Consider the following 3468-nt stretch of genomic DNA (forward strand, 5'->3'; position numbering starts at 1 on the left):
CCGGCCGGCTCCTGCTCGGCAGGCTCCACCCGCACGCCGCGTCCGGCTTCCACCTGGACGCCGTCTACCGCGTCCTCTTCCAGCGCCCGGTCCAGGGCGCGGCCCGGCTGGTCCGCTTCCTCGACCGCGAGGTCGTCGACACCTACGTACGCGGAGCGGGCACCGGCACCCGCTGGCTCGGCACCGCCGTACGCGGCGCGCAGACCGGCAATGTGCAGACCTACCTGGGCGCCCTGCTCGCCGGAACGGTCGTCCTGGCGATCGCCGCCGTACTCGTCGCCGGAGCGTGAGCCGTGATCGATATCAGCACGTCCGTGATGCAGTTCCTTCTCGCGTTCATCGTCGTCGCCCCCCTGCTGGGCGCGGCGGCGGCGCTGCTGCCCGCCCCGCCCGGACTCCGGGGCACCGGCCCCGACCAGGCCGTACTGCGCCACGGTGTGACCGTGACCGGCGCGATCCTCATCGCCGCGATCGTCCTCGCGCTCGGCTTCGACCACGACCAGCCGTCGAGGATGCAGGCCACGACGGACATCAGCTGGATCGCCGCACTCGACGTGCGGATCCACCTCGGCGTCGACGGCATCTCTCTCCCCCTTCTGGTCCTGACCGCGCTGCTGACCTTCCTCTGCGCGCTCTACAGCTACTTCAAGCTCCCGGCGGGCCCCTCCCCAAAGGCCTTCGTCGCCCTGCTGCTCGTCCTCGAATCCGGCACCCTCGCCACCTTCGCCGTACTCGACCTGCTGCTCTTCTTCCTGGCTTTCGAGATGGTGCTCATCCCGATGTACTTCCTCATCGCCCGCTGGGGCGGTGCCGAGCGGCAGGCCGCCGCCTGGAAGTTCATCCTCTACACGCTGCTCGGTTCCGTGGTCATGCTGCTCGGCCTGCTGCTCGTCGGGCTGCACGCGGGCACATTCGACATGGTGGCACTCGCCACTGACAACGGCCGTGGGCTGAGCACATCCGTGCAGGTCACAGCCGTTCTGGCGATCGGGATCGGGCTCGCGGTCAAGACCCCGATGTGGCCGCTGCACAGCTGGCTCCCGGACGCCCACACCGCCGCCCCGACCGTCGGATCGGTCCTCCTCGCCGGGGTCATGCTCAAGATGGGTACGTACGGTTTCGTCCGTATCGTCCTGCCGATCGCGCCCGACGGGATGCGGACCTTCGCGCCGTACCTCGCCGCGCTGGCCGTCGTCGGCATCATCTACGGCTCCCTGGCCTGCCTCGCCCTCGCCCGGCAGGGCGCGGGCGGCGACCTCAAGCGCCTCATCGCCTACTCCTCCGTCGGCCACATGGGCTTCGTGCTGCTCGGCATCGCGTCCATGACCCCCACCGGCGTCAATGGCGCGCTCTTCGCGAACGTCGCCCACGGCCTCATCACCGGCCTGCTCTTCTTCCTGGTCGGAGCGCTCAAGGACCGTTACGGCACCGCCGACCTCGACACCCTCGCCGGCGCCACCGGCGCGGCGCTGTACGGCCGCGCACCGCGCCTCGGCGGCCTGCTCGCCTTCGCCGCCGTCGCCTCGCTCGGCCTCCCCGGCCTCGCCGGATTCTGGGGCGAGATGCTCGCGATGTTCGGTGCCTTCGACCCCGCGCCCGGCCTCAGCCGCCCCGCCTTCGTCACCTTCACGGCGATCGCCTGCTTCGGCACGCTGCTCACCGCCGCGTACCTGCTGATCGTGGTCCGCCGCGTCTGCATGGGCGCGACCCACCAGGCCGCGGGAGCGGAGGAAGCGGGCCCGACGCCCGAACTCGCCGACGTCCAGGGCTACGAACTCGCCGCCTGGACCCCGCTCGTCGCCCTCACCGTCCTCGCCGGACTCTGGCCCGCCGTCCTCCTCGGCCTCACCGACCCGGCCGTGCAGAAGCTTCTCGCAGGAGGCAAGTCGTGATCGTGGCCGCTGCCCAGGGCGCCGTCGAGAGCGCCGCCAGTCTCGTCCAGTCCGTCGACTGGCTCGCCATCGCACCCCCGGCCCTCACCGCCGCCGTCGCACTGATCGTCCTGGTCGCCGACCTGTTCGTCCCGGAACGCCGCAAGCCGCTCCTCGGCGCACTCTCCGTCGCCGGCCTCGCCGCCGCGCTCCTCCTGCTCCTCCCGCTGCGCGCCGGTGACCGGTCCACCTTCTGTCTGACGGCCGACGCGGACGTGTGCAGCTACACCGTCGACCACTTCACGCTCGTCATCCAGCTCCTGGTGCTCGGCGGCGCGCTGCTCACCGCCCTGCTCTCCGTCACCGAACTCGGGGGCGGCAAGAAGCTCCCGCCGGGCGAATTCTGGTTCCTGCTGCTCTCCTCGGCGGCCGGCGCCGCCCTCCTGCCCGCGGCCCGCGACCTCGCGACCCTCGTCGTCGCCCTCGAAGTCGCCACCCTCCCCGCCTTCGCGCTGGTCGGCCTCAAGCGCGGCGACCGCCTCTCGTCCGAGGCGGCCCTCAAGTTCTTCCTCTCCTCGGTGGCGGCCACCGCCGTCATGCTGCTGGGCGTCAGCTTCGTGTACGCCACCACCGGCACCCTGCATCTCACCGAGATCGCCGGCCGGCTCGACGACATCCCCGGCAGGTTCGAGACCCTCGCGTCGGCGGGCGTCGCCCTGACCCTCGTGGGCTTCGCCTTCAAGGCCGCCGCCGCGCCCTTCCACTTCTGGGTCCCCGACACCTACGTAGGCGCGCCGCTGCCCATCGCCGCGTACCTCTCCGTCGTCGGCAAGGCCGTCGGATTCTCCGGCCTCGTCCTGGTGACGGTCATCGCCTTCCCGAGCCACTCCGACGTGTGGGGCCCGGCCGTGGCCGTGCTCGCGGCGCTCACCATGACCGTCGGCAACGTCGCGGCGCTCCGCCAGCGCTCCACGCGCGCGTGGAGCGCGGTTCGCCTCCTCGCGTGGTCGTCCGTCGCCCAGGCCGGCTATCTGCTGGTGCCGATCGCGGCTGCGGCGTACGCCGGCGCGGATCAGATCGGCTCCACCGTCGCGTACGCCCTGATGTACGCCGTCGTGAACTTCGGCGCCTTCGCCGTCGCCGCCCTGGTCGCCCGTACGAAGCCCCTGAACCGTCTCTCGGACTACCGCGCCCTCGCCTCCGAGCGCCCGCTCGTGGCGCTCGCCATGGGCTTCTTCCTGCTCTGCCTCGCGGGGCTGCCGCCCGGCATCGTCGGCCTCTTCGCGAAGGTCACGGTCTTCTCCTCGGCCGTCGACGCGGGGCTCGGCTGGCTGGCCGTCGTGATGGCCGTCAACGTCGTCATCGCGCTCTTCTACTACCTGCAGTGGACGGCGGACCTCTTCCGCGCCCCGGAGACGGCAGGGACCCCGGCCGCCGAGCCCGCCCTCCAGCCCGTCGGCTCCCCGGCCGTCGGGTCCCCGGCCGTCCACCGCGCCCCGGCCCCGGTGCTCGCCGCGATCGCCCTCACCGCGGCCGCCGGCGTCGCCCTGTCGGGAGCACCCCAGCTGGTCCTCCGCTTCGCCGCCGAAAGCCTCTT

At 72.2% G+C, this 3468-nt stretch carries 2 protein-coding genes and 1 pseudogene; all 3 read left to right on the top strand.

The genetic code is table 11. The features are described from left to right. Positions 1-290 (top strand): annotated as a pseudogene (locus P3L51_RS35570) (NADH-quinone oxidoreductase subunit L); the annotation flags it as partial. 3 nt (positions 291-293) lie between these two features. Further along, complete coding sequence (locus P3L51_RS35575; RefSeq protein WP_354609502.1) at positions 294-1892, top strand: complex I subunit 4 family protein; 1599 nt, start codon at positions 294-296, stop codon at positions 1890-1892. A gap of 2 nt (positions 1893-1894) precedes the next feature. After that, a partial coding sequence (locus P3L51_RS35580) for an NADH-quinone oxidoreductase subunit N (protein ID WP_435594599.1) occupies positions 1895-3468 on the top strand: 1574 nt, incomplete at its 3' end.

This window comes from Streptomyces panacea, assembly GCF_040560175.1.
Lineage (GTDB): Bacteria > Actinomycetota > Actinomycetes > Streptomycetales > Streptomycetaceae > Streptomyces > Streptomyces panacea.